Below are 223 nucleotides of genomic sequence, written 5' to 3' on the forward strand. Positions count from 1 at the left end.
TGTCAGTGTCGGTGCAAGGCTATCTATGGTGCCCGCTTGTGTCGCGCCGCCTGTATTGCCCGCTGCATCGGTAATGCTGGCTTGCACACTGTAGCTGCCTTCTGGTAATTCAGGGCTAGTTGCTTGCCAGTTGCCGTTGGCATCCACGGTGGCGGTAATAGGTGTTTCATCGCCATTACTGTCGGTGATAACAATGTTTACAACGGTGCCTTCAGGCTCTGTT

At 53.8% G+C, this 223-nt stretch carries 1 protein-coding gene; it reads right to left on the minus strand.

What is annotated here, in order from left to right:
- Positions 1–223 (minus strand): Ig-like domain-containing protein (locus WDB87_RS15735; RefSeq protein WP_337848638.1); only part of this gene is annotated, 223 nt, incomplete at both ends.

It is taken from the genome of Pseudoalteromonas sp. C12FD-1, assembly GCF_037414265.1.
Classification (GTDB): Bacteria; Pseudomonadota; Gammaproteobacteria; order Enterobacterales; family Alteromonadaceae; genus Pseudoalteromonas.